Here is a 22,341-nt window from a genome sequence, read left to right as displayed (position 1 = left end):
GGACCGTGCACCTCGCGAATTCTATTGCGTGCTTCAACGGCTTCGGTATAAGCCTACAAGTTGACGAGGTTGCGTCCGGTGGTCAATCGTCTACCTGGGTGGCAACCACTTCGGCATGATTTGGGTCATGAACCTGCCGATGCTGAACCGACGGGCATAGCTAGAAAGTCAGCATCAATTGCCGGTAGGAGTTATCGAGAGAGGTCGCGGGCTGCTTTGCCAGCATGACGCCCTCGATATTAGCCCCAAAGGTGTACATACCAACGCAGTGCATCCGACCGCACTCAGACGGCTGGCGCACCCACGATGTTTTAATCGTGTATCCCTCTTTGCGGATTTCAACAATTCGGGCGCGAGGGTCGACGATGTCGAGAAACCGCATCGCCTCCAGCGTAGTGACACTGCCGTGCACCTTCAACACTTCAAACAAGCGTGCGCGCTGATGCGCAGCGGTGTTTTCAGGCCAGCTCGAGATAATGCGGGTGAAGGACGCGAGCTCTTTGAGTCCGATGTGCTTGTACATTCGATGCGAGAGTAGTGGCGACAGAGCGTATTCTTCGCTACCTACCTCGAAACGTTGCTACGGAAATTCCGAGCAAATCGGACCGAAAATCGCCCGGCCAAAATTAGGCTAATTTTGAGGCCAATTTCGCCCGCCTTTTATTCCGGGGGGAAGTCGGGCACTACCCCGATGTCTCGGCAGAGCGTTTCCATGCAGTCAACAGCCAAGATTACGGCAGTCTCATCGGGAAGGCGCTTCGCGAGCGCCAGCATCGCTTTGAGAATCTCGTTAATCGTCTGCGGCTCTTGAGGCGATACGAGTATCTTCGGCGGGACACTCGTCCGCTTCAAAAGCAAGTGTGCGGCGTTCTCGCTCTCGGCAGTTTGACGGCGGATTTCCTTTGTCAGCCTGATGATGTCGCTTCGCTCTTTGTCCGTCAGGATTTTCCGAATAGTTCTGTCGTCGGTGTCCTCCCAAACGCGAGCAGCAACCGCGGCAATGAACTTGCCAGGGAACTCGCCGCACATTCCGTAAAGCGCACGAGCCAGATGCGAGACGAAGACGCGCCGTTCGCTAATGGCCGGACGCCCGGCCGAACGAGTCTCGACAGACGATGCCGTTGCTTGGAGATTTCTCAACGGACCGTGAAAGCTTGTCTTCACATCCGACGGCAGCCACGAAGCACTTTCGGCGTTCAACTCAGACTCAAACGCCTTCGCGCTTTTCATCAAACCCCGTACTTCCGAAGAGGTTGGAGCGACGTTGGACGGCTCGTCGTCGACGCAGGCAACATATGCCATTGCAATCTGAGTCACCGCGGTCACTCTTAAGACAGTCCCCTTGGCAAAAATTGACTGGCTGAAGAAGTTGCGAACGGCGGGATAGAGCAAGAAGCTCCTGTACCAGTCGGACTCGGCCCGCTCGGCCACGGTCAATTTCAAGAAATGTCGCGCCTCGCTACGGGTCGAGGCCAGATAATTGTTCTTTTCTAAGACCCTCATATACTTTTTCACCCGTTCGGCGCGTGCGATTTGCTTATTGTAACCGCCTGCCGTAGGGCGATTCTCGCCAAGAACGCAACATACGCAGGCAACACGAGACAGCGCGCCGTGTGAAACCCTGCGCAAATCGCGATTGGGCGGAACGTCGCCCCCACGCCATCGATGCGCTCGCGCCAAGCCACCGTTCACGAGCACGGTCTCGTCTTCTTCGCCAGGGAGCACTGCCACCTCGCGTTCTTGCCCTGTCAGGCCAACCCCGGTCTCAATCGACACGGCGAGCTGCAGTGCCCACTGCGAACTGTCACGGCTACCAGGACGCACTATTGCGCCGACACTGCCGCGGCGATGGCCCGGAAGGGCGTAATTGATGGGTGGGACGCGCGTGCAAGCAATGTGCCGAAGTAGGCAGCCGCCGGCAGCATCGGCTCCGTCAGACGGTAGGCAGGTCATCTCCTGATACGTCGATACCGGGCAGGAGAATCGGACCTCGGTATGGCGCTGACGCAGATGCGTCCTACACTCTCTCTCGTCGAAACTTTTTTCCTTGCAAAATATCTCGAAACATTAGTTAATGTAGACAAATATGTTTACTGGTCCAGTTTAAAGCCTTTCGCGACTATAGACTGGTTATCCTTTTTCTATATTAACTAAATAAAATACATACTTTTGGAAGAAAAAAGTGTCAGAAACCACCCCTTCGAAGACCGCTGAAGAAGCGCTGGCAGAACTACAGGGTCGCGCTAGGTATGTCTTTGACGTGGAAACGTTCGCGAGCATGACAGGGCGTAAGGACAATGCTCACGGAATTCGCATCACCTTGAAAAGACTCGAGACTCGGGGCGTTGTCACATCGGTTCACAAGCGGCCGATGGTTTATCTCATCGTCCCCGCGGAGTACCGTGCGTACGGCGCGCCGCCGCTCTCCTGGTGGTTGCACGATGCGATGCAGTTCCTCGAGCCGCAGTACTACGTCTGCCTACACTCCGCGGCGCGCTACTGGGGCTCGTCGCATTACGCCCTGCAGGCAGACCAGGTGATGGTGAGCGGCTACCGGACGCCCCTGAGGGCCGGCAAGCGTCAGGTCGTGTTCACCGCCCGCACAGACATCTCGGATGCACCCATTGTAAGAACGCGGGGCGAAAAAGGCGCATATCTCGTTTCGACCCGCGAAGCCACGCTCCTCGATTTGATGCGTCATCGCTCAAAGGTGGGCGGACTAGAGTCCATCGCGCGGGTGGCAAGAGATTTCGGGCCACATCTGACCCAATCCGAACTCGTGCGCGCGCTGGACGCCATGGGGCAGGTAGCCGTGGCCCAGCGAATCGGATTTCTCTTCGACGTACTCAAACTCGATGGGATGGCGGAGGTCGTCGAAAAGTGGCTGTCCCCGCGCGCACGAACCGCACGTTCGCTTGCTGAGCCATTGCCCGACACCCTGGCAAGCATGACTACCTCGAAGTGGGGAATTATCTATTCCACGCGGGATATTGACGAAATAAAGGAGGGTCAATGATTGAGGCACAGAAGCTTGCGACCTGGCAACCACACGCTAACTGGTCGCAACAGTGGATGGTCGAGCAGGACTACATCATCAGTCGCGCTGTGAAGCTCATTTTTGCCGACAAGTTTCTTTCCAGTCAGGTGGCCATGCGCGGGGGCACCATCCTGCACAAAGGCCACTTGGCGCCGGCGTCCCGCTACCCGGAAGACATTGACCTCGTCAAGGTCGGTCCGAGGCCGCCCGGCGACATAAAGAAAGCACTCAGGCGCGTGCTGAAGCCCCTATTTCCGGCCGGTCCGTCTGAAAACATCCTGACAACGATGGTGCTTGCTGTCCGGAATGTCACCCAAAGCTCCAAAATCATCCGCCAGACCTACGTGTTCGACCCGGTCGACCAGCAAAGCGCGCTCGGCAAGCTGAAGGTCGAGGTCAACGTGAATGAAGTCGACCCGTTTGCGTCCGTCGTCTCTGTCCCGATGAAAATTCCAGACGATAACGGCGGCGTAATCGTCATGGATGTGCCGTCTTACGACCTCAATGAGATGCTCGGCACGAAACTGCGCGCACTACTACAGCGTGAGCATGGCCGGGACCTCTATGACCTGTGGCGCGCATGGGAAGTCACGCAGGCTGGCGGCGCCGCTGTGAACCCTGTGATAGTTGGAAACGCGTTCAAGTTCTACATGGACCGGGAAGGGTCAACTATTCCACAAGGTTGGGTACCGTTACGCACGGGCCGGTGAAACCGCGGTTATCGCGTTGATGGCGGCTCACCACCGGCTTGCGTGGATTCACCCGTTTCTCGACGGCAATGGACGCACGGCGCGGCTGCATACGCATACCGGACTTTCCGCGTTAGGGCTGACGCAGGGACTATGGTCTCCAATGCGCGGCTTCGCTCGCGACCAGAGTGCTTACTACAAACATCTGATAGCTGCCGATCAACGTCGCAAAGGCGACTACGACGGACGAGGAGTGTTGAGCGAAAGCGGTCTGGTGGAATTTATCGCTTTCTGCATGAATCTCTGCCTTGATCAAATAGGTTTCATGGACGATATGCTCCAAATACCCGCCTTCGAGGCGAGGCTGGCCCAGATGCTGGCGGCTGAGGCGACCAAGAGCGACACGCGCTTCTTAAGAATTGAGGCGGCACAACCGCTCGCCTATCTGGCAACGATCAAGTCGATAGACAGGGCCCGGTTCAAAGCCATGATGGGCCTGCCAAGCCGAACTGCCGATCGCGTGCTGGCGGACCTCTTCAAACTAGGTATCGTTCGTTCGAGAACGCCCAAAGGTCCCATCGAACTCGCGTTGCCAATCACGTTGTTTCGATATCTCTTCCCGAGGCTATGGCCGGAGGCGGAAGTCGACACCGCCTGAGAAGCGAAGGTCAGCGGCATGAGCCGCCCTCCACCCGCCGACAACATCCTGTCCGCACCCCAACCTCGTTAAACTACAAATGTTGTCAACCTAACGAGGCTTGTTCGTGTCGTCCAATTTCGAAGATCTAGTTTCATCGATACGTGCGAAGTTTCCCGAGCTCAGCCCGCAATTCCAGGCCGGCGCGGGTTTCCTGCTTAACTTCCCCGATGAAGTCGCCGTGCTCTCAATGCGGAAGGTCGCCGAGCGAGCCAATGTCCAACCTGCGGCCCTTGTGCGGTTATCGCAGCAACTTGGCTTCCCTGGCTGGAACGAGCTCCGGGAGATATTCGTTGCCCGTATCCGCACCCGGCCGGAAGCGCTCACAACAAAAGCCCGCGCGCTCGTCAAAGGTGGCTCAGGCGAATCGTTAATCCAGGAACTCGCCATCGCGCAAAGCCACAATCTCGAAGTCACGTTCGCGCAGAACGGCACGAAGATCGTCGAGGTCGCGAAGATGCTGCGCAAAGCGCCGCATGTCCACGTGGCGGGATTCCGCTCGTGTTATCCGGTCGCGTTCGGCCTGGTCTATGGGTATCGGCTATTTCGGTCATCGGTGAGTTTGGTTAACGGCGAGGCCGGCACGCTCGAAATGCAACTTCGCGGCATGGCGAAAGGGCACGCAACCGTCGTGACAAGCTTCGCCCCGTATTCGGCCGAAGCTGTGCGCGTCGCGCAAGCGGCGAAGGAGCAGGGCTGCAAGCTTATCGCGATCACCGACAGCGCCGTGTCGCCGCTTGCCCTCAACGCCGACCACGTCCTCATCTTTTCACACGAAAGCCCATCGTTTTTTCCATCGCTCGTTGCTGCGTCGGCAATAGCGGAGTCGCTGGTCGCCCATCTGCTTGCGCTCGAAGGACGATCGGCCGTCGAACTGCTCGAAGAGGCCGAATCCGCGCTGCACGCGAAGGGCGCTTATTCGTCGTAAGCATCGGTGACGTGAGAGGCGGCTTAGCCCCTGCGACTGCATCGCCCGCAGGTTTCTTACGTCTAAACTTCCCTACTGCACAAATCCATCACGGAAAGCTCTCAGCGGTTACGTCAACCTGCGCCAGTTTCTCCAGCTACCCAAAAAAGTCCTCCGGCCGCATAATATCCACATTGACAACATATGTTGTAACGATAGAAAATAAGGCATCGCATGTTACTGAGCGCCCGCTCAGAACCTTATTCTCCAAGTGACGAGCGCACGAACATCGTCACAAACGTCGAGGTCGGAATGACAACGGTTTTTCATCGCACCCCGCAAGCCAAACTCCCTATTGCAGTTTCCGGCGATGGAATCGAGATCATCGACTCCGAAGGCAAACGCTACATCGACGCATCGGGCGGTGCGGCCGTATCGTGTCTGGGGCACGGCAACCAGCGCGTCATCGATGCCATCAAGCGGCAAGCCCAGCAACTTCCCTACGCGCACACCTCTTTCTTCACGACCGCGGTCGCGGAAGAATTGTCCGACCGCCTGATAGCGGACGCGCCCAAAGGCCTGGGCCACGTGTACTTCACGTCCGGCGGTTCCGAAGCCATCGAAGCCGCGCTCAAACTTGCTCGCCAATATTTCGTCGAAAAGGGGCAGGGGCAGCGGCGGCATTTCATCGCGCGTCGACAGAGTTATCACGGCAATACGCTCGGTGCGCTCGCTATCGGCGGAAATGCGTGGCGTCGTGAGCCATTCCTTCCGATCCTCATCGAAACGCACCATGTAAGCCCGTGCTACGCGTATCGCGAGCAACGCGCCGATGAAACCGAGGATGCCTTCGCGCAACGTCTCGCCGACGAACTCGAGTCGAAAATCGTGGACCTCGGCGGCGATACGGTCGCCGCTTTCGTCGCCGAAACGGTCGTGGGCGCAACCGCCGGCGCGGTGCCGCCGGTGCGCGAGTACTTCAAGAAGATACGCGCGGTCTGTAACAAGTACGGCGTTTTGCTGATCCTGGACGAAATCATGTGCGGGATGGGCCGCACGGGCCATCTGTACGCTTGCGCAGAGGACGGGGTAGTTCCAGACCTACTGACCATCGCGAAGGGCCTGGGGGCCGGTTATCAGGCGATCGGAGCGACGCTGGTCAGCGACGAGATCTATGACACCATCGTCAACGGCTCAGGTTTCTTCCAGCACGGGCACACGTACATCGGCCACGCGACCGCGTGTGCGGCAGCGCTCGAAGTCCAGCGCGTGATCGCGGACGACAAGTTGCTGAACAATGTGCAAGCACGCGGCGAGCAGCTTCGTGGTTTGCTCCGCGCGCATTATGCGAGTCATCCGTACATTGGCGATATCCGTGGCCGCGGCCTGTTTGTCGGCGTCGAGCTGGTGCAGGACCGCACGTCGAAGAATCCATTCGATGCCAGCAAAAAATTGCACGCGGTGATAAAAAGTGAAGCGATGAAGCGCGGCCTGATGGTCTATCCGATGGGCGGCACGGTCGATGGCGCAATCGGTGACCATGTGCTGCTGGCGCCGCCGTTCATCACGACGGCATCGCAAATCGATGAAATCGGTGCGCGCCTGACCGATGCCATCGACGGTGCATTGGCCGCAATCGGTGCGCCGGGCGCGCGCTAAGTGACAATCACACTCTGGACAACCCATGACCAATCGCCTGCCGAATTTCGATATCGCTCACGCCACGGACGAACAGAAAACCGTGCTTCAGAACATCCTGAGCGGTCCGCGCGGCAACTTGAACGGTCCGTTCCTCGGATGGATCCATAGCCCGGAATTGGCGGACCATGCACAACGGCTTGGCGCGTTTTGTCGATACAAAACGGGCTTGTCATTGCGTTTGTCGGAGTTGGCAATTCTCGTGACCGCCGCGCGATGGCAGTCGCAGGGCGAGTGGTTCATCCACTATCCGATCGCGCTCAATGCTGGTGTTCCGAAGGCGGTGGCCGATGCGGTTCATCGAGGCGAGCGCCCCACGTTCGATGACGCCGACGACGCGCTCATCTACGAATTTGCCACGGAGTTATACGAGACGAAGCGCGTGTCGGATAAAACGTTCGCAGCAGTCGTGGCGCGCTTCGAGCATGTGGTCGTCATCAATCTGATCGGATTGCTCGGTTACTACGCATTGGTCGCGATGACCCTGAACACGTTCGACATGCGGGCGGAAGGGCAGACCACATTACCGTTCCCTGAATAAAGCGCTTCAAATAAAAAAGCCACCTTCTTCGCAGAAGGTGGCTTTTTGACGTGTCACGGAATTCACTCAAAAGCCGTGTCGTTCGGATTGGCGTACAACTTTTGCAAAGCATCGCTCATCGGAAAATCGAAGTTGATGTTCTTCGGGGGCACCGGTTTCATGAACCACTTCGCGTACATGGTTTTAATCTCCGGTCCCTTCATGACTTCGCTCATGGTGTCATCCACGAGCTTCTTGAAATCCGGATCGTCCTTCCTCAACATAAATCCATACGCTTCAGAAGACTGCGGCGTTCCAACCAGCACATAGTCCGCTGGCTTGGCCGACAGCGAACGCGTTCCCGCCAGAAGCACATCGTCCATCATGTACGCAACGGCACGCCCGGTTTCCAGCGTCAGACGACCCTCGCCATAGTCCTTCGCGCTGATGATCTGCATGTTCATCTTTTTCTCCTCGTTCATCTTGCGGAGAATTCGCTCGGACGTGGTTCCCTGATTCGTCACCACGGTCTTGCCGGCAAGATCCGGGAAGTCCTTGATGCCCGAATCCTTGCGCGTCAAAAGGCGAGTCGTCGCAACAAAGAACGTGTCAGAAAACGCGACCTGAGCCTGGCGCGCTTTCAAGTTTGTCGTGACGCCGCATTCGAGATCGATCGTGCCGTTCTGCACTAACGCAATCCGGTTCTGCGACGTGACCGGGATGAACCGCACCTTGAGATCAGGCTTCTTGATCCTGGCCTTCACCGCATCGATGATCTTGTTGCAGATATCTTGCGAGAAACCGATGACCTCATTGTTGGCATCGACGTAAGAAAAAGGCACTGACGTTTCCCGATGCCCGATCACGATCGTATTGGCGGCCTGGATCTTGGCCAAGGCCGTTTGCGCATCCTGCGCAAAGACGCCCGTGGAGACAGCCGCCATCACGGCGGCTGCGAGCAATGTGGTCCGGTTCATGACATTCCTCAGTCGTTCATAGGGATCGATAGCGCTTCGCAGCATCGATAACCATATGTTGCCATAAAAAAATAAATTACAACATATGTTAACTACTGAAGTTCGACGTGTTGTCAGAAGATGGCGCGGCCGATCGATGCATCCGGATGAGCGCTCACAAAAAAGGCAGCATCAACTCGCTGTGCGCATCCATGTCTTAGGGTTGTTAATGGATTGATATGTATACGTAGTAATAGTTAACAAGCATCGGCTGTTTCTGTGGATAAGCGGTCAATCTCCCTTGGGATCAACGCTCTAGCGAAAAGGTAACTCGCGTACCAAATGGGGAGCGAGCGCTTGGCCGAAGGATAACTTCCTGCGCTTTATGCACGGCGCCCGAGTTATCAAGGTTTCGCCCACAGGGCTTCACTGACTTATGCAGAAGTTATCCAGAGCTTTGCGTGCGGCAAGCTGGAGCGGCCTCGCGACTGTTACCGCAGTTGCCGCGCCGTCGCGGATCGGCGACCATGCGGATAACGACTACCGAACGAGGTGACGCATGAAGGACGAGGTGATTGCATTTCTGGGGACTGGCCTGATGGGCGAGCCGATGGCGCGTAATCTTCTGGCCGCCGGATACGGCGTGCGCGCCTGGAATCGCTCGAAGGAGAAAGCTTCCGCGCTCGCAGAAAAAGGGGCCGTAATCTGCGATTCGCCCGCGGATGCCGCACGAGGCGCGAACGTGCTGATCTGCATGTTGAGCGATGGTCCGACTTGCGACGCGGTTGTCTTCCACGACAAGACCGTGCTGGCCGCATTGGCGCCCGGCGCAACCGTCATCGTGATGAGTTCGATCCCCGTGGAAACGTCCGTCGAACAGGCGCGATTAAGCGCCGAGCGTGGTTTTCGCTATCTCGATGCGCCGGTGTCGGGCGGCCAGCAAGGCGCAATCGATGGCACGCTTGCGATCATGGCGGGCGGCGAACCGGACACCTTCGATGCAGCGCGTGAACTGCTTGGCGCGATGGGCCGTCCGGTGCGCGTCGGCCCTGCCGGAACCGGGCAGCAGACCAAGCTCGCGAATCAGTTGATCGTGGCAAACACGATTGCTGCCGTGGCCGAGGCGTTGTTGTTTGCGGAGCGCGGAGGGGCGGACCCGGCAAAGGTGATTGAAGCGCTGGCGGGCGGATTCGCCGATTCGCCAATCTTGCGTAAGCACGGACAACGCATGATCGACGAATCGTTCGCACCCGGCGGCGCAGTGAAGTATCAGTTGAAAGACACGCGCACCGCGTTGGCGCGGGCGCGGTCCCTCGGGCTGGAGCTACCTGTAGCGCATATTGTGGACGCGTTGTTCGCGGCAATGGTCGATCACGGCGATGGCGATCTCGACCATAGCGCGCTCATCCGCGAGATCCGGCGCGAAAATAACTTGCCGGTCAGCCGGAAAGACCGTTGAGCGCATGCGCGCCCGTCACACTGTTTTCAGCATCCCGCCATCGACGAAATAAGTCGATCCCACGCTATAACTTGCCCGCTCCGAGCACAGGAAAACGATAAAACTTGCCAGCTCGGCGGGCGTAGCGAAGCGGCGAATGGGCGCGTGTTCATCGGCGACATGTTGCAGATGCGCTTCCCAGTCGCCGCCCGAATCGCGTGTCAGTTCCTTCGCCGTCTTGATCCAGTCCGGTGTCAGCACGAGCCCCGGATTGATCGTGTTGACGCGAATGTTGTCCTTGATCAGCTCGTTCGCCAGGTTCTTCGAGAGCATCATCAGCGCTGCTTTTGTCACGTTGTAGATGGGCTCGTAGCCGAGCGGCTGGGTCGCGCATATCGATGCATTGTTGAGGATCGCGCCACCACCGCGCGCTTTCATCAACGGCACGAGACCGCGCGCGAGGCGCACGGCCGCCATCACATGAAGGTCCCAATAGGATTGCCACTTCTCGTCGGGCGCGTCCATGATCGTCTCGTTGCTGCCCGTGCCGGCGTTGTTGAAGAGGATATCGGCGCCGCCGAAATTCGCGCTCGCGGCAGCGACGATCTTGTCGACGCCAGCGGTCGTGGCAACGTCGCAAGCAACCGGTATTGCCGATACACCGAACTCGCGCGCAATACGCGCCGCTGCCTCCGTCAACCGCTCTTCCCGTCGCGCCGCGAGCAGAAGGTTTGCCCCTTCCGCTGCGAACGCCTCGGCTACCGCAAGCCCGATGCCCACGCTCGCGCCCGTCAACACAACAACCTTACCGCGTAGATTCAGATCCATTTTTTATCGTCTCCGTTATTGATCGTTCAAGCCTGATTGTTCAGCGCGCTTCGGATCGATGCAAGCCAGAGTCCGACCGCGTGCGCGCCTGGATCGGCAAAACCCAGCGCACGGTCGCCAACGTAACTGGAGCGTCCGAGCCGCGGGGTCATCGACGCTGTTTGCGCCGCGCCTGATGTCGCTGCATCGACGGCTGCTTTTAGTGCTTCGTCCGTGCTGATACCGCCTGATTTCGCGAGTGCGTTTTGTAGTGCAACGGCGGCTGGATGCAGCGCATCGACCATCGTCCGGTCGCCGGGATGCGCGCCACCCAGCGCCGTCACGCCATCGACGGCCGCAGTAAATGCTTCTGACCATTCCTTCGCCGCGGACTTGCCGGACTGCTCGATAACCGCCGCTGCACGTAACAACATCACGGCGTAGAGCGGTCCCGATGTGCCGCCGACCACGCGTCTTATGGTGGCGGACAAGGTTCGCAGCACGGCGCCCGGTGTGGTCTCCGAGGGATAAGTATCGATCTCGCCAAGGATGCTCCGCGCCGCCCGTGACATGCTGATGCCGAGATCGCCATCGCCCACGCGCTGATCCATTTCAGTCAGGACGGGTTCCGCTTCAAGAAGACACGCGCATACCGCCTCGATAACCCGCCGCAACGACGAGTCGCGCGAGAGCCGTGCACCGCTCGCTGCAACCGGCGCGACAGGTGCCGGCTTGACAGATGCCTCTGCAACGCGACCGCTCAACGCGGGCCATGCAGTGGTTTGCGTGGCAGCATCGAGCCATGTGAGCCGTTGATCGTCCACGCGCAATAACGTGAGGGAAATGCCGGCCATTTCGAGCGCGCTCAGTAACGTGCCCGACCATGCACGATCGACGTGGATCTTATGTTCGCGAAGGTAGCGCAGCGCCGATCCCGCCACAATGCTCAGTTCGCTCGACGGCGTGCCGCCCAGATTGTTCACGAGCAACGCGACGCGTTCATCGGGCTTCAATGCCAGATCGTCGATGATCTTCGCGAGCAGGTGCCCGACAATCTGCTCCGCCGGTTCGAGCGCGCCGCGTTCGACGCCGGGCTCGCCGTGAATGCCGAGACCCCATTCGATTTCATCGTCGGCGAGTTGGAAGCCCGGCTTGCCTGCGGCCGGCACCGTGCATGGCGTAAGGGCCACGCCCATCGTGCCAAGCGATGCCGCCGTATCACGCGCAATCTGCGCTACTTGGCCAAGCGGCCGTCCCTCGGCAGCAGCGGCGCCCGCTATCTTGTGCACGAACACGGTCCCTGCGAGACCGCGCCGGCCAGCGTGTTCGCCGTGTGCCGAGAGCGCGACATCGTCGGCGACGATCACCATCTCCACCGCAATGCCCTCAGCTCGCGCGATCTCCGCAGCAAGCCCGAAATTGAAGCGGTCGCCCGTGTAATTCTTGACGATGAGAAGCACGCCCGCAGGGCCGGCAACGGCGCGGATGGCATCGAGGACGGCATCGGTCGAGGGCGACGTGAAGACCTCGCCGGCCACCGCCGCGCTGAGCATGCCAGGACCAACGTAACCGCCATGCGCCGGCTCGTGCCCCGAGCCGCCGCCCGAGATCAGCGCCACTTCGCCACGCGCTGCAGCGCCTTCCGCATCGGCACGCACGATGATCGTGCTGCCCTGCAGCAACGACAGGCCGGGATTGAGCGCGGCGAGTCCATCGAGCATGTCGGGCACGACCGTGGAGACGTCGTTGATGAGCTTCTTCATATCAGCCATCCTCCTTGGAAGCCGCTGGCTTTTCAGTGCGAGTCCAGCGCAGTTGTGCAGACATGATAGATGGCCCGAGCAGGTCGCGCTTTCGCGCTCTTCAATCGAGATACTCGGTCGCGCGCTGCTGAAGCATGGCCCTGAAGTCATCGAGCCAGCCGATAGACAGCCGCCAGCTCTGCCAATACAAATCGACATCGATATGCGCGCCCGGCATCACTTCAACCAGCTCGCCCGACGCAAGCGCCGGCCCGATCATCTGCGTCGGACACATGCCCCACGCCATCCCGGACAGGCACGCGCGCAGATAACCGGCAACGTGAGGAATCAGGTGTCGCGGCGGATCGAGATCCGCCCGCGTGATCCGCCGCATGAAGCGCTTTTGCATCTGATCTTTTTGGTTGAAGTCGACACGCGGCGCGTGGCGCAACGCATCGCGCGTGACCCCTGCCGCGAAGTGCCGGTCAAAGTACGCGGGCGAGCAAACGGGCAGGTAGGGCATGCGCCCCAGCTTTGTCGAGCGGCATCCCTGCACCGGCTCGGCCTGCGTGGTCACCGCCCCTTGCACACTGCCATCGCGAAGTTGTTGCGCGGTGTAATCCTGGTCATCGATCACCAGGTCCAGCAGCATTTCCCGTTCGGCGAAGAAGCCCGAAATGGCATCGATAAACCAGGTGCCCACGCTGTCGTCGTTGACCGCCATGCGAAACGTCGGCCACTTTCCGGGAAGCATGCCCGGCAACGCCGGCATTTGCCCGCCCAGTTCTGTTTCCAGACGCTGCACGCGTTCGATATGACGGCAAAGCAGCGCGCCCGGCGGTGTGGCAACGCACGGTTGACCCCGCTTCACCAGAACGCTTCCAACTCTTTCCTCCAGCAGCTTCACCCGCTGTGAAACGGCCGATGGCGTGACGTTCAGTTCCCGGGCGGCGCGCTCGAACGAACCGAGCCGGACAACCGCGCCGAGTGCGTCAAGTAAGGCGTAATCCAGCATTAGTAGAATTAATCTCGCATTAGGAGAGTTAGCTTTTGTTAATCGACGGCGGAGAGCAGACTACGCCTGTTGGTATTGCCCGTCCACCCGCTTTTCGGCCGCACCAAGGCTCTGGCTGCCGAACGTGCGCGCCTCGCTACCGCTACAAAGCCAGCTACTTCTCCCGGAAAATCATGACTCCATCGCCGTTTCAACTCGAGCGTTATTTTGCTGTTCACGAATTCACCGCACGCTATTTGCTGTGCAGTTCCGACCCGGAATCCATGTCTATAACGGACCTGCTTGCATTCGAGCCGGGATCGACAGAAGGTCTTGGCACTCTGCGCCTGGGCTATACCGAATACCCCGGCGCGCCTGAACTTCGTCGAGAAATTGCGACGCTGTACGAATCAATTAGTGCCGATAACCTGATCGTGCATACAGGCGCTCAGGAAGCCATTTTCTCGTTCGTCCATTCCATGCTCAAGGCAGGCGATCACATGATCGTCCACATGCCGGGTTATCAGTCGCATTATTCGATCGCTGAAGCGGCAGGGGTTTCGGTGTCGCCGTGGTTTGCACGCGAATCGGAAAATTGGGCGCTGGACCCCGACGAGCTGGAGAAGCTCGTCAGGCCGCAAACGAAGGCGCTGCTGATCTGCGCGCCGCACAATCCGACCGGGTATTTGCCTGAGCGCGAGCGGTTTGACGCTATCGTCGATTTCTGCCGGCAGCGTGGTCTCTGGTTATTCAGCGACGAGGTTTATCGAGGGCTGGAGCATGATCCCGCGGCACGTTTGCCCGCAGCGTGCGATGTCTACGAGAAAGCGATATCGCTCGGGGCTTTATCGAAGTCGCATGGTTTGGCGGGGCTGCGCGTTGGCTGGATCACCACGCGGGATCGCGACGTGCTCGCGGCCATGAGCACGTTCAAGGACTACCTGACCATCTGCAATAGCGCGCCGAGCGAGTATCTCGGGGCCATTGCGGTGCGCAACACCAGCGCGTTGATCGAACGCAATATGTCGATTGTCAGAAATAACCTGGCCATTCTAGATGCGTTCTTCGAACGTCATCACGAGATGCTGGAGTGGCGCCGGCCATCGGCCGGAACGGTCGCTTTCCCGCGCCTGAAGCACGGCGGAGCCGAGCGTTTTTGTGCAGAAGTCCTTGAGCACACCGGCGTGCTTCTGCTGCCCAGCACGCTGCTAGATCACGGCAATGAGCATTTCCGAATTGGCTTCGGACGAAAGAACATGGCCGAAGTCCTGAAAATACTTGAGAACTATTTGCGCGAGCGCGGTACGAAGTAGAACCACCGGGGGAGAACCGCCACGCCAGGAGTTTCTCCCTTCCTCGAGCCAGTGCCAAAGCGCATTGGCCCATTACCACGTTCCCTTTGTCGATTCACTCGTACACTAAGGTGCTATATCGCTAAGACTCACAGAACTGCACATCACGGAGTCCAGAATATGAAGTGGCTACTTGTATCGCTTGCAGCATTGGTTGCATACAGCGCACATGCCGAGAACGCTGAACCGAAGCAGGCCAGCGGGGCTTATGCATCGCCCCGGTTCACTCGCGATACCACGGAGGACATCAACATTCAGATGGAAACGGATCACGAAACAGGTTGCCGTTATCTGATTGCGGAAGGCCAGGGCATTACGCCGCTTTTAAAGAGCAACGGCACGCCCGACTGCAACGCGCCGAAACTCGGGCAGTAATAGGCATTAGCAAATAGGCACTAGCCATTGCGCAGCGTGGAAGTGCCTACCACTTCCATCGGACGCCCGCATTGCCGCCGATTGTCCGTTGATGTGAACCACCCAAGTTCGTGAGATAGCTCGCCGTGACGAACGCGCTGCCTGAACGCGTGACCTGCGCGACCAGCCCCAAGTTAAATTGCCCGGCCGTCTGCCCGATACCCCCAAGGATGACAGTTGTTCCGCCGAAGGTCGTGCTGTCGCCCTCGCCGAATGCGCGCAGTACGCTCACGCGCGCGTACGGTTGCCATGTCACTCCCGCGCTGCTGAAGGTTCGCTGCACCCGTACGCCCAAGCGACCGGTGTATGTGTTGCCATTGTTGAACGACACGGACGACACGCCATCGTTGAAGTCATTGAGGGACACGTTTTGCCAGATGACCTGCGCCTGGGGTTCGACGACAAAAGCCCCGCCCAGCGCAATAGGAAAACCACCTTCGGCGGAACCCGTCACCGCCGTGCCGTGCGTTCCGGCGCCTGTCCCTTGACTCGATAACGGGTCCACCGTGATCGACGATCCCATCAGCACCGCATCCGTGTACCAGCCCGACGGGCCGACATGCGTCCAATATCCGCCTAGGCTGTACGCGTTCACCGCCAGATGGCCGACATCGACGTTGGGAAAACCTAGCGCAAAGCCATTGACATCGCCGGTCGCGCGGACGACGCCGACGAACAAACCATAGTGGTTCCGATGACCCGACGCCGTCACGTCCGAATAGAGGTCGTGGCCGACTTGCGCGCCGAAGACGGAGCCATCGAATTCGGGATTCGCCGCGCCATCCTGGCTGCTGGCCGAATGGCCGCCCCAGACGCGTCCCCACGCGGCCGGCAGCGCGCCGGTCTCGGTGAGCAATGACTGGTCACCTTGCCGGTCGTGGAAGTTATCGATTTGCTGGATGCCGATCTGCCTTGCGACCATCGGAATGGCGGCGTACAAGGCCACTTCCGGGCGATACAAGGGAATCGGAGCGGAACCGGGCGGCGGCGGGGCAGGCAAGGGCGGAGAGCGGGGGGCAGCGATCGGGCCGGTCTCAGCCGTGGTGTCGGGCGGCGTGCCGGTGGGCGTCCCTGGCGACGTACAGGTCGGTGTCCCGGGCGACGTGCCCGTCGGGGAACCAGACGACGTTCCCGTCGGCGTTCCTGGCGTATTCGGACCCGATGGCGTGCCCGGTTGCGTCGGCGGAGCCGCGGGTGCCGCAGCCACGGTGTTGCGCAAATACCAGCTCTCGCTGGTCCCGGCTGTCACGCCGCCTTTCGCCAGATAGTACGAATAGGCGCCCGCCTTGATGGACGCTGGGAGCGAAAACGCGTTCAGCGCCGACGTCGCGCCATTGGCGGCCTGAACCACTTGTATGCCGTCGGCGGCCGTCGCGGCGCCCGTGCCGCCCATGTTCGTGATTAGCAGCGTGCTGGAACCGCTGGCATGGCCACCGTTGATCACGAGGCGATCCGACGCGGAATTATCGGGGCCAACGACCGTGTTGAGCGCAATCCGCGCGTTCTGCCCGACGTAATTGCCCGTGACGACCAGCTGATTGCCCACGCCCGCACCGGCAATCTGGGCGAGTCCGTTATTGGTGAGCTGGCCGTGGACGTTAAACGCCCCCGATGCCGACGATGCAAAGCCAGGCAGCGCATTGGCCGCAAAAATAGTCCCATTGTTCGTTACATTGCCGACCACGCTTCCATATCCGCCAAGGTTTGCGCCGGCGGCCACCGTAACGGGTCCGCCACCGCCGAGTGACGCGCTCGAATGCGATATATCACCGACAGCGAGCGTGCCTTCGCTGATCATCGTTCCACCGGTGAACGTAGTGGGCGCCTGAAGAAGCAGTTGGCCGGTGCCGAGCTTCGTCAGCGATCCTGCGCCTGAGATGTCCTGCGCTACGGTGGTATCGAAACCTTGTGTATCGATGACCCCACCCGCCGCGCCCAGCGCGATCGGACGCGTCGCCGCCAGATCGAGTGCGTTGTTCAAGCGCAACGTGCCGCCATCGAGCGTGAGGCCGCCTGTTGAGGCGCCGAGCGCGTTATCGGCGCCGATCGCGAGCGTCCCGGCATTGACCGTCGTCCCGCCGGAGTAACTATTACCGCCAGCGGCAGCCGGGGCGAGCGTCAGCGTGCCCGCGCCATCTTTTTCTACCGCGCCCGTACCCGACAAAGTGCCGGTGTAGCCGCCATCGGTGGCTTGCGCGAACTGGACGAGCCCGTTGTCGGTGACCGACGATGGCATGTTTTGCGCCGTCGCCCGGAGCGTGCCGGGGGCGTCGACCAGAGCGACGGTAGTGGGCGCGAACAGGCCAGTCAGGTTGAGTGTGCCGGTCTGCACTTCGGCCAGATTGAAATCGCCTGTGCCGCTGAAAGTCCAGGCATCGCCTGACATGCGCAAGGTCTGGAACCGGGTGAACGCGTTCGATGCCGTTCCCGTTCCCTGGAGAATGACCGTGCTCGCGCCCGGGCCGCCACCGCCATCGGCCGCGCCGATGATCTGCGAGCCCGTCTGGAGAATCAGCGTGTTGGCGCCGTTGCCCATGGAAATGGCTGTCGTGCCGCCCGTTTGCAAAAGCCCCGCATTAACGACCGTGCTGGCGCCATTCAGGGTTCTGACCGCCGCACCGCTTTGACTGAAAATCTGCCCGCCAGCGCGGTTTTCAATGGTCGCTGTAAAGCTGGATCCAGCGGTGTTCGAGAAGACCGCGTCCGAGTCCGTGCCGGTCGCGGTGACGGTGCCGGTGTTGACCAGCGAGTCGTTGTTGCCTTGCAGGTAGGCCGTGGGGCTGTTGGCCCCTGACGTCGATAAACTCCCGCTGTTGTTGATCGTGCCGCTGCCGCCAATGATGGACGCCGCGCGGGCGTTGCTTCCCGAGGTTGTAACGGAGCCGGTGTTGACCAAGGTGTTGTTTAATTGCCCAACGTTGGTCTGCCCCCAGGCCGCCGTCATCCCGTAGGCATTCGGCCCGGATGTGGCGATGCTGCCGTTATTGATCAGCGTATTGCCGCTGCCGTTGGCGCCCATTCCGTCGCTGAAGGCGCCAGTCGTGATGATTTTGCCAATCGATGTATTCGTGAGCTGATTTGTATCGCCTGTGCCGAGCAGCACGGCGCCGCGGTTGGTTCCGGACCCGCCGCCGCCCGAGAACGTCAACGCGCCGCTATTGGCGATGGTGCTCGCGCGCCCGACGCTAAACGCAACCGGCGAACTTGCGCGGGTCAGTCCTGCGGCGACTGTGGAGTCAATCCCGATAGTGACCGCGCTGGAGCCGGCACCGCAGCGACCGGGAGAATGCCGGTGCCGGTGCACACGCCGCCGGTCCCTGTCGACGGTGCTGTGGAGCTGCATGCCGCATGGCCAGTCCCTGAAAGCGCTTCCGATACCACAACGGCGCTGCAAATGCAGATATCCAGCACTTTTTTCATTGATTGGCGCTCTTAGGACCGTCGATGCCGCATAAAATAGACTTTTTTCTTTGTCTTACCAAATGTTTTATTTATTATCTGACTTCCGGATTGTGGGCGCGAAACATCTCCGGACTGCGTACGTGACGGTTTTTGGAGCTTTGTTTTGGAAACATCGGGCAGAATCCAATTGCAGACTGTCATTTTCGCGTGGTAAAAGGAGTCTGCAACGCTTGGCCGATTGACGGCCGGTGGCGCTACCAAACGGAATTACGTCTCTTTTAGGAAAATCAGCAAATGGCAACAGGTATTGTGAAGTGGTTTAATGATGCGAAGGGTTTTGGCTTCATCACGCCGGACGGCGGTGGCGATGACCTCTTTGCGCATTTCTCTGAGATCCGCTCGGAAGGCTTCAAGACACTCCAGGAAAATCAGAAAGTAAGCTACGAAGCGAAGCAAGGCCCGAAGGGTCTGCAAGCATCGAACATCCAGCCGCTGTAATTCGTTACAGCCCGGCTTGATTGCATGAACCGAATGGCCCGCTTAGGCGGGCCATTTGTTTTTTACGGCGCAAGCACAGGCCGTGGACGCCATGAGCGTCCCTTGACCTTGAGCCAGTCCCGCAGTCCCGTATCAAGGTGCGTCGATAGCCAAAGGTGCCGGTGCGACTGCCGTGACCTTCTCGGGGAAGAGCCGCGGATATCACGCGCCCGCAATGCATGCCCCAATAATGGGCGCAACCCAGAAAAGCCAGAGTTGTCCCAGCGCGGCGGCGCCGGCAAACAGCGCGGGTCCGGTCGAGCGTGCGGGATTGACCGACGTATTGGTCACCGGAATGGATATCAGGTGAATGAGCGTCAGGCAGAGTCCAATGGCCAGCGGCGCGAAACCATTGATGGCGCGTCCGTCGGTGGTGCCGAGAATGACCATCAGGAAGAAAAACGTCATCAAGACTTCGCAGATCAGCGCGGCCATCATCGAATAACCGCCGGGTGAACGCGCGCCGTATCCATTCGATGCAAATCCACTCGCGGCTGCATCGAATCCCGGGACGCCGGACGCAATTAGATACAACGCGAATGCGCCAATGGTCGCCCCAACGACTTGCGCAACAATATAAGGCGCAAGGTCGCGGACAGGAAAGCGCCCTGCAACGGCGAGGCCCACGCTGACAGCCGGATTCAAGTGGCAACCCGATATATGCCCGAGTGCGTAAGCCATCGTCAGGACGGTTAATCCGAACGCGAGTGCGACGCCTGCAAATCCAATTCCGGTACCGGGAAACTTGGCCGCGAGAACGGCACTGCCACAACCGCCAAGCACTAGCCAAAACGTGCCAAACATTTCCGCAGCAAGACGTTGTTGTAATCGCATGATGTGTCATCCAGGATGGTTAACGGTTTCAATACGAAGTAACCAGACCGCGCTAACTGACAATTACGCCTTGTGAAATGCTTGGCTTTTTTATAGTCGATTCTGTTTGCGATTCTGCTTTGAGTTATGTGTCTGGCCGGGCCATTGCAGCAAGACTCGCCCGCGCGCCTGCCACGCGTGCGTTGCGGCAGGTGCGGACGTCGTCCGTGTAAAAGTGCGTGGTGCAGTGCATTCACTGCAGCGCTTTTTTAGTGATTGTGCCCGGAATGAGGTCGTCAGGACACGAATTCAGTGTAGGTCAAAGTTTGTGAAAATCGATGTCATCAGCGTATTTTGCGCTACGCGCTTTGTCCTCGGAATACGGACCCCGCGCACCCTGTTTTATTGCTTGAGCAATTGCCATTTGCTGTCTGCGCCAGCGCCCTTGCAAGCAGTCGGCGCCCAGGTTTGCGTCTGGCCTTTTGCCTTGGCAACAATGGCGAGCGTCCTGCAACTCCGCTCGCCTTCCTTTCGCGTATTGAGCGGCGTAATGGTGCCTCCTACATGAACTGGATTTCCGGTGCCGTCGTTGTTCCAGTCAACCGATTCACCGTCCTGCTTCGAATCCAGCGCAGTGCGTGCGGCATGGTTAAGTTGCTGCAGATCGCGCTCTTTCATGTAACTGATCGGCGTGTCCATCAGGAAGCCGAGGTTGGCTGCGTAGGAGCCCTCTGCATAAATTAGAAACGCACTGCAAACCGCTAACTGAAGCCAGTGTTGACGGCCGAACGGGAATGATCGAGCGTGCATAAAGCCTCCTAAAAGTACGCGTTGCCGCCGGACTTGCCCGGGCGTCAAAAATGTTCGACGGCGTTCAAACTTGAAAATCCGCCGCCATGTCTTCCTCGGTCCGGGCGACTAGCCGACCGCTTCTCACGGCTTGCGTGAATACGTCGAAATCGCGTTCAACCTGATCCGCATAGTTTTTCGAATAGGCGACCATCGCTTCGGCGAATTGAGTTCCTTGTCCCAGATAAGCGCCAATTTCAATCGCCTTGCCGCTCGCTTTTGCATGAGCGCGCGCGAGTATCCAGCCGCACAGGCGCGCGTAACCTTCCAGCAAGTCGATATCGAATAATTCGATGTTCGCCGACAGTTTCATGTCCCGCAATTGCCGGAAATAGAAATGGCGTCCCGATGGCCCGGTCGCCCAGCCAAGGAAGATGTCGCTGGCGGCCTGCATTGCCCGCTGGCCGCGCACCACGCGCTCGCCGCCATGCTCCAGGCGTTCGGCATCGAAATGCAGATCGATTACCGAATGCCGTGCCTCCTTGATCTGCAGGAACATGGGTTTTCCCAGTTCATCCATCATCAGCAAAACCAGGCAGCGAGTTCCAACGCTGCCCACGCCCACTACCTTGAAGGCCAGGTCCTGTGCGGTGAAATGTTTAAGCAGCGCGCGGCGGTCGTGAGTCAGCGTTTTCACGTATTGCGGGAACATGCCTTTGATCAGCGCTTGCCAGTTTCCGAGCTTGATCCAGTCATCATCGGCTTCGAACAGCGTGTTGGCGCCGTGCACGTGGAACATCCCCGGCGGCATGTCGCGAAGAGTCCAGGCATCGGTCTCAGCGTTAAATTCCGCGACCTTTTCAAGCATGCTGTCGTGCGTGCGGCTAGCAGCCTTTTCCATGCCTTTACGCAGCGCCCGCCTGCGCTCCGGCGTCACGGCGGTCTCGAGCATCCGGTCGAACGTAATGCGCTCGTACCAAAGCTCCAGCGCGCTGAATTGCGCGTATTCCTGCATGCGTGTCTGGTACTGCGTCACCAGGGACTGGATGAGACTCTCGCCCGTCAGGCGGCTTAAGCGCATGTGGCGCGCGGCTACCATGAAGCTTGCTGCCAGTCGCTTGATATCCCATTCCCACGGGCCGAGCGCGACTTCATCGAAGTCGTTGAGGTCGAACACGAGCTGGCGTTCCGGTGTTGCGAACCCGCCAAAATTCATCAGGTGCGCGTCGCCGCATATAGGCGTGACGATGCCCGTATTCGATATCTTGCCAAGGTCGTCAGCCTGCAAAATCGCGCCGCCCCTGAAGAACGTAAAAGGCGACACCATCATTCGGCCATATCTGAGCGGGATCAGGCGTTCGACACGCCCCTTGCTGTTTTGCTCGAGCAGCTCGATTGGGTCGCGGTCGATCGTTCCAATCCGCGCATGCGCGGAACGGGCCATGTGCTCGCGGCACGCCTTGCCCGCGGCCATACGCGACGCTATTTTGTTTTCGGTCGCCATTGACTCTCCCTTATGCTGCGCGCCGGCCCCACCGTCTCTCTCGAG

Annotated in this window: 20 protein-coding genes; 10 read left to right on the top strand and 10 right to left on the bottom strand. The window is 59.3% G+C overall.

What is annotated here, in order from left to right:
* Nucleotides 1-160 precede the first annotated feature (160 nt).
* Nucleotides 161-523, bottom strand: coding sequence for a helix-turn-helix domain-containing protein (locus ACSQ83_RS25485; protein WP_436230042.1), 363 nt, complete (start codon nt 521-523; stop codon nt 161-163).
* 137 nt (nt 524-660) lie between these two features.
* Entirely contained in the window at nt 661-1,776 is a 1,116-nt protein-coding gene (locus ACSQ83_RS25480; protein ID WP_436230041.1) for a hypothetical protein, read from the bottom strand.
* Nucleotides 1,777-2,182: 406 nt separating this feature from the next.
* Here ACSQ83_RS25480 and ACSQ83_RS25475 point away from each other — a divergent pair, with 406 nt between their 5' ends.
* The 6 genes from ACSQ83_RS25475 (at nt 2,183) to ACSQ83_RS25450 (ending at nt 7,569) form a co-directional block, all read left to right on the top strand.
* A complete protein-coding gene (locus ACSQ83_RS25475) occupies nt 2,183-3,016 on the top strand; it encodes a type IV toxin-antitoxin system AbiEi family antitoxin domain-containing protein (RefSeq protein WP_436230040.1) in 834 nt (277 codons plus the stop codon).
* Nucleotides 3,013-3,747, top strand: coding sequence for a nucleotidyl transferase AbiEii/AbiGii toxin family protein (locus ACSQ83_RS25470; RefSeq protein WP_436230039.1), 735 nt, complete (start codon nt 3,013-3,015; stop codon nt 3,745-3,747). The genes ACSQ83_RS25475 and ACSQ83_RS25470 overlap by 4 nt, the downstream gene beginning before the upstream one ends.
* A 142-nt stretch (nt 3,748-3,889) precedes the next feature.
* Nucleotides 3,890-4,384 (top strand): hypothetical protein, encoded by a 495-nt coding sequence (locus tag ACSQ83_RS25465; protein WP_436230046.1) that lies wholly within the window; start codon nt 3,890-3,892, stop codon nt 4,382-4,384.
* Nucleotides 4,385-4,490: 106 nt separating this feature from the next.
* Nucleotides 4,491-5,351 carry a MurR/RpiR family transcriptional regulator gene (locus ACSQ83_RS25460; RefSeq protein WP_436230038.1) on the top strand — a complete coding sequence of 287 codons (861 nt, stop codon included), beginning with the start codon at nt 4,491-4,493 and terminating at the stop codon, nt 5,349-5,351.
* A 291-nt stretch (nt 5,352-5,642) separates the two neighbouring features.
* Complete coding sequence (locus ACSQ83_RS25455; RefSeq protein WP_436230037.1) at nt 5,643-6,989, top strand: aspartate aminotransferase family protein; 1,347 nt, start codon at nt 5,643-5,645, stop codon at nt 6,987-6,989.
* Between the two features lie 25 nt (nt 6,990-7,014).
* Entirely contained in the window at nt 7,015-7,569 is a 555-nt protein-coding gene (locus ACSQ83_RS25450; RefSeq protein WP_436230036.1) for a carboxymuconolactone decarboxylase family protein, read from the top strand.
* Between the two features lie 62 nt (nt 7,570-7,631).
* On the opposite strand, the gene ACSQ83_RS25445 is transcribed toward ACSQ83_RS25450, so the two are convergent.
* On the bottom strand, nt 7,632-8,525 hold the full coding sequence (locus tag ACSQ83_RS25445; RefSeq protein WP_436230035.1) for a glutamate/aspartate ABC transporter substrate-binding protein: 894 nt from the start codon (nt 8,523-8,525) through the stop codon (nt 7,632-7,634).
* Between the two features lie 538 nt (nt 8,526-9,063).
* Between ACSQ83_RS25445 and ACSQ83_RS25440 the strand changes: the two genes are divergently transcribed.
* A complete protein-coding gene (locus ACSQ83_RS25440) occupies nt 9,064-9,963 on the top strand; it encodes an NAD(P)-dependent oxidoreductase (protein ID WP_436230034.1) in 900 nt (299 codons plus the stop codon).
* A 15-nt stretch (nt 9,964-9,978) separates the two neighbouring features.
* Here ACSQ83_RS25440 and ACSQ83_RS25435 read toward each other — a convergent pair whose 3' ends face one another.
* The 3 genes from ACSQ83_RS25435 to ACSQ83_RS25425 all read right to left on the bottom strand — a co-directional run bounded on the left by ACSQ83_RS25435 (nt 9,979) and on the right by ACSQ83_RS25425 (nt 13,506).
* Nucleotides 9,979-10,770 carry an SDR family NAD(P)-dependent oxidoreductase gene (locus ACSQ83_RS25435; protein WP_436230033.1) on the bottom strand — a complete coding sequence of 264 codons (792 nt, stop codon included), beginning with the start codon at nt 10,768-10,770 and terminating at the stop codon, nt 9,979-9,981.
* Nucleotides 10,771-10,796: 26 nt separating this feature from the next.
* Entirely contained in the window at nt 10,797-12,512 is a 1,716-nt protein-coding gene (gene dhaL, locus ACSQ83_RS25430; RefSeq protein WP_436230032.1) for a dihydroxyacetone kinase subunit DhaL, read from the bottom strand.
* 100 nt (nt 12,513-12,612) lie between these two features.
* Nucleotides 12,613-13,506 (bottom strand): LysR family transcriptional regulator ArgP, encoded by an 894-nt coding sequence (locus tag ACSQ83_RS25425; RefSeq protein WP_436230031.1) that lies wholly within the window; start codon nt 13,504-13,506, stop codon nt 12,613-12,615.
* A gap of 173 nt (nt 13,507-13,679) precedes the next feature.
* Between ACSQ83_RS25425 and ACSQ83_RS25420 the strand changes: the two genes are divergently transcribed.
* Nucleotides 13,680-14,798 carry an aminotransferase class I/II-fold pyridoxal phosphate-dependent enzyme gene (locus tag ACSQ83_RS25420; RefSeq protein ID WP_436230030.1) on the top strand — a complete coding sequence of 373 codons (1,119 nt, stop codon included), beginning with the start codon at nt 13,680-13,682 and terminating at the stop codon, nt 14,796-14,798.
* A gap of 159 nt (nt 14,799-14,957) precedes the next feature.
* Nucleotides 14,958-15,212 (top strand): DUF6440 family protein, encoded by a 255-nt coding sequence (locus tag ACSQ83_RS25415; RefSeq protein ID WP_414947912.1) that lies wholly within the window; start codon nt 14,958-14,960, stop codon nt 15,210-15,212.
* Nucleotides 15,213-15,258: 46 nt separating this feature from the next.
* Here ACSQ83_RS25415 and ACSQ83_RS25410 read toward each other — a convergent pair whose 3' ends face one another.
* Nucleotides 15,259-18,594 (bottom strand): autotransporter outer membrane beta-barrel domain-containing protein, encoded by a 3,336-nt coding sequence (locus ACSQ83_RS25410; protein ID WP_436230029.1) that lies wholly within the window; start codon nt 18,592-18,594, stop codon nt 15,259-15,261.
* Nucleotides 18,595-18,947: 353 nt separating this feature from the next.
* Between ACSQ83_RS25410 and ACSQ83_RS25405 the strand changes: the two genes are divergently transcribed.
* Nucleotides 18,948-19,151, top strand: coding sequence for a cold-shock protein (locus ACSQ83_RS25405; RefSeq protein WP_031362205.1), 204 nt, complete (start codon nt 18,948-18,950; stop codon nt 19,149-19,151).
* Between the two features lie 201 nt (nt 19,152-19,352).
* Here ACSQ83_RS25405 and aqpZ read toward each other — a convergent pair whose 3' ends face one another.
* From aqpZ to ACSQ83_RS25390, 3 genes are all read right to left on the bottom strand, one after another.
* On the bottom strand, nt 19,353-20,024 hold the full coding sequence (gene aqpZ, locus ACSQ83_RS25400) for an aquaporin Z (RefSeq protein WP_436230028.1): 672 nt from the start codon (nt 20,022-20,024) through the stop codon (nt 19,353-19,355).
* Nucleotides 20,025-20,405: 381 nt separating this feature from the next.
* Nucleotides 20,406-20,813 carry an RT0821/Lpp0805 family surface protein gene (locus tag ACSQ83_RS25395; RefSeq protein ID WP_436230027.1) on the bottom strand — a complete coding sequence of 136 codons (408 nt, stop codon included), beginning with the start codon at nt 20,811-20,813 and terminating at the stop codon, nt 20,406-20,408.
* Between the two features lie 64 nt (nt 20,814-20,877).
* Nucleotides 20,878-22,296, bottom strand: a complete 1,419-nt coding sequence (locus tag ACSQ83_RS25390; protein WP_436230026.1) for a DUF2252 domain-containing protein — start codon at nt 22,294-22,296, stop codon at nt 20,878-20,880.
* Nucleotides 22,297-22,341 lie beyond the last annotated feature (45 nt).

It is taken from the genome of Caballeronia sp. LjRoot29, assembly GCF_964252755.1.
GTDB lineage: Bacteria > Pseudomonadota > Gammaproteobacteria > Burkholderiales > Burkholderiaceae > Caballeronia.
Note: the sequence above shows the minus strand (reverse complement) of the source record. Positions and strands in the feature narration are given on the sequence as shown.

What these genes read in the sequence shown, in the direction of transcription:
- ACSQ83_RS25485 (WP_436230042.1), bottom strand. Translation starts at nt 523, where the DNA reads ATGTACAAGCACATCGGACTCAAAGAGCTCGCGTCCTTCACCCGCATT.
- ACSQ83_RS25470 (WP_436230039.1), top strand. Translation starts at nt 3,013, where the DNA reads ATGATTGAGGCACAGAAGCTTGCGACCTGGCAACCACACGCTAACTGG.
- ACSQ83_RS25465 (WP_436230046.1), top strand. Translation starts at nt 3,890, where the DNA reads ATGCGCGGCTTCGCTCGCGACCAGAGTGCTTACTACAAACATCTGATA.
- ACSQ83_RS25455 (WP_436230037.1), top strand. Translation starts at nt 5,643, where the DNA reads ATGACAACGGTTTTTCATCGCACCCCGCAAGCCAAACTCCCTATTGCA.
- ACSQ83_RS25450 (WP_436230036.1), top strand. Translation starts at nt 7,015, where the DNA reads ATGACCAATCGCCTGCCGAATTTCGATATCGCTCACGCCACGGACGAA.
- ACSQ83_RS25445 (WP_436230035.1), bottom strand. Translation starts at nt 8,525, where the DNA reads ATGAACCGGACCACATTGCTCGCAGCCGCCGTGATGGCGGCTGTCTCC.
- ACSQ83_RS25440 (WP_436230034.1), top strand. Translation starts at nt 9,064, where the DNA reads ATGAAGGACGAGGTGATTGCATTTCTGGGGACTGGCCTGATGGGCGAG.
- ACSQ83_RS25435 (WP_436230033.1), bottom strand. Translation starts at nt 10,770, where the DNA reads ATGGATCTGAATCTACGCGGTAAGGTTGTTGTGTTGACGGGCGCGAGC.
- dhaL (WP_436230032.1), bottom strand. Translation starts at nt 12,512, where the DNA reads ATGAAGAAGCTCATCAACGACGTCTCCACGGTCGTGCCCGACATGCTC.
- ACSQ83_RS25425 (WP_436230031.1), bottom strand. Translation starts at nt 13,506, where the DNA reads ATGCTGGATTACGCCTTACTTGACGCACTCGGCGCGGTTGTCCGGCTC.
- ACSQ83_RS25420 (WP_436230030.1), top strand. Translation starts at nt 13,680, where the DNA reads ATGACTCCATCGCCGTTTCAACTCGAGCGTTATTTTGCTGTTCACGAA.
- ACSQ83_RS25415 (WP_414947912.1), top strand. Translation starts at nt 14,958, where the DNA reads ATGAAGTGGCTACTTGTATCGCTTGCAGCATTGGTTGCATACAGCGCA.
- ACSQ83_RS25410 (WP_436230029.1), bottom strand. Translation starts at nt 18,594, where the DNA reads ATGCAGCTCCACAGCACCGTCGACAGGGACCGGCGGCGTGTGCACCGG.
- ACSQ83_RS25405 (WP_031362205.1), top strand. Translation starts at nt 18,948, where the DNA reads ATGGCAACAGGTATTGTGAAGTGGTTTAATGATGCGAAGGGTTTTGGC.
- aqpZ (WP_436230028.1), bottom strand. Translation starts at nt 20,024, where the DNA reads ATGCGATTACAACAACGTCTTGCTGCGGAAATGTTTGGCACGTTTTGG.
- ACSQ83_RS25395 (WP_436230027.1), bottom strand. Translation starts at nt 20,813, where the DNA reads ATGCACGCTCGATCATTCCCGTTCGGCCGTCAACACTGGCTTCAGTTA.
- ACSQ83_RS25390 (WP_436230026.1), bottom strand. Translation starts at nt 22,296, where the DNA reads ATGGCGACCGAAAACAAAATAGCGTCGCGTATGGCCGCGGGCAAGGCG.